Raw genomic sequence first — 2,470 nt, 5'->3', positions numbered from 1 at the left:
GCTTTGTGGTCAAGTCCTCGGCCTATTAGTACCGGTCAGCTCCACACGTTACCGTGCTTCCACCTCCGGCCTATCAACCCGGTCGTCTACCGGGAGCCTTACCCACTCTCATGGTGGGAGACCTCATCTCAAGGCGAGCTTCCCGCTTAGATGCTTTCAGCGGTTATCCCTTCCGAACGTAGCCAACCAGCCGTGCACCTGGCGGTACAACTGGCACACCAGAGGTTCGTCCGTCCCGGTCCTCTCGTACTAGGGACAGCTCCTTTCAAGTCTCCTGCGCGCGCAGCGGATAGGGACCGAACTGTCTCGCGACGTTCTAAACCCAGCTCGCGTACCGCTTTAATGGGCGAACAGCCCAACCCTTGGGACCTACTCCAGCCCCAGGATGCGACGAGCCGACATCGAGGTGCCAAACCATCCCGTCGATATGGACTCTTGGGGAAGATCAGCCTGTTATCCCCGGGGTACCTTTTAGCCGTTGAGCGACACCGCTTCCACACGCCGATGCCGGATCACTAGTCCCAGCTTTCGCTCCTGCTCGACCCGTCAGTCTCACAGTCAAGCTCCCTTGTGCACTTACACTCGACACCTGATTGCCAACCAGGCTGAGGGAACCTTTGGGCGCCTCCGTTACTCTTTAGGAGGCAACCGCCCCAGTTAAACTACCCACCAGACACTGTCCCCGATCCGGATCACGGACCAGAGTTAGACGTTCAAAACGACCAGAGTGGTATTTCACCAATGACTCCACCATCACTAGCGTGACAGCTTCCCAGTCTCCCACCTATCCTACACAAGACGTTCCAAACGCCAATGTCAAGCTGTAGTGAAGGTCCCGGGGTCTTTCCGTCCTGCTGCGCGTAACGAGCATCTTTACTCGTAGTGCAATTTCGCCGGGTCTGCGGTTGAGACAGCGGGGAAGTCGTTACGCCATTCGTGCAGGTCGGAACTTACCCGACAAGGAATTTCGCTACCTTAGGATGGTTATAGTTACCACCGCCGTTTACCGGCGCTTAAGTTCTCACCTTCGCCAACTCACGCTGACTAAGCAGTCCCCTTAACGTTCCGGCACCGGGCAGGCGTCAGTCCGTATACATCGTCTTACGACTTCGCACGGACCTGTGTTTTTAGTAAACAGTCGCTTCCCCCTGGCCACTGCGACCACCACCAGCTTCGGAGGCACGCTCCTACACCAGCAGAGGTCCCCCTTCTCCCGAAGTTACGGGGGCAATTTGCCGAGTTCCTTAACCGCAGTTCACCCGATCGCCTTAGTATTCTCTACCTGACCACCTGAGTCGGTTTAGGGTACGGGCCGCCACAACACTCACTAGAGGCTTTTCTCGGCAGCATAGGATCATCCACTTCACCACAATCGGCTCGGCATCACATCTCAGGCATATGGAACGCGGATTTGCCTACGTTCCGCCCTACATGCTTACCCCAGGACAACCATCGCCTGGGCTGGACTACCTTCCTGCGTCACCCCATCGCTTACCTACTACCCGATCGGATCGAGCGTTCAGCCTCACCCCTAGTCCCGAAGGACATCAGAGGACTTAAGGACTCTTAGCATCACGAGGTTCGATATGGGCGCATTGAAGCGGGTACGGGAATATCAACCCGTTGTCCATCGACTACGCCTGTCGGCCTCGCCTTAGGTCCCGACTTACCCTGGGCGGATTAGCCTGCCCCAGGAACCCTTGGTCATCCGGCGCGAGGGTTTCTCACCCTCGATTCGCTACTCATGCCTGCATTCTCACTCGTGTACACTCCACGGCTAGATCACTCTGCCGCTTCACCGCATACACGACGCTCCCCTACCCATCAACCCCCCCAGAAGAGGAGTCAATGCCACGACTTCGGCGGTGTACTTGAGCCCCGCTACATTGTCGGCGCGGAATCACTTGACCAGTGAGCTATTACGCACTCTTTCAAGGGTGGCTGCTTCTAAGCCAACCTCCTGGTTGTCTCTGCGACTCCACATCCTTTCCCACTTAGCACACGCTTAGGGGCCTTAGTCGGTGATCTGGGCTGTTTCCCTCTCGACTACGAACCTTATCGCCCGCAGTCTCACTGCCACGCTCTCACTTACCGGCATTCGGAGTTTGGCTGACGTCAGTAACCTTGTCGGGCCCATTAGCCATCCAGTGCTCTACCTCCGGCAAGAAACACGCAACGCTGCACCTAAATGCATTTCGGGGAGAACCAGCTATCACGGAGTTTGATTGGCCTTTCACCCCTACACACAGATCATCCCCCAGGTTTTCAACCCTGGTGGGTTCGGTCCTCCACCCAGTCTTACCTGAGCTTCAACCTGCCCATGCGTAGATCACTCCGCTTCGGGTCTACAGCATGCGACTCAAACGCCCTATTCAGACTCGCTTTCGCTACGGCTCCCCCACACGGGTTAACCTCGCCACACACCATAACTCGCAGGCTCATTCTTCAAAAGGCACGCAGTCACATCACA

Annotated in this window: 1 rRNA gene; it reads right to left on the bottom strand. The window is 56.7% G+C overall.

Annotated elements, in window-relative coordinates:
* Positions 1-5: 5 nt before the first annotated feature.
* Positions 6-2,470: ribosomal RNA gene (locus AB0F17_RS66325) — 23S ribosomal RNA — on the bottom strand; the annotation flags it as partial.

It is taken from the genome of Nonomuraea sp. NPDC026600 (genome assembly GCF_040638335.1).
Lineage (GTDB): Bacteria > Actinomycetota > Actinomycetes > Streptosporangiales > Streptosporangiaceae > Nonomuraea.
This window is presented reverse-complemented; position numbering and strand designations above follow the sequence as displayed.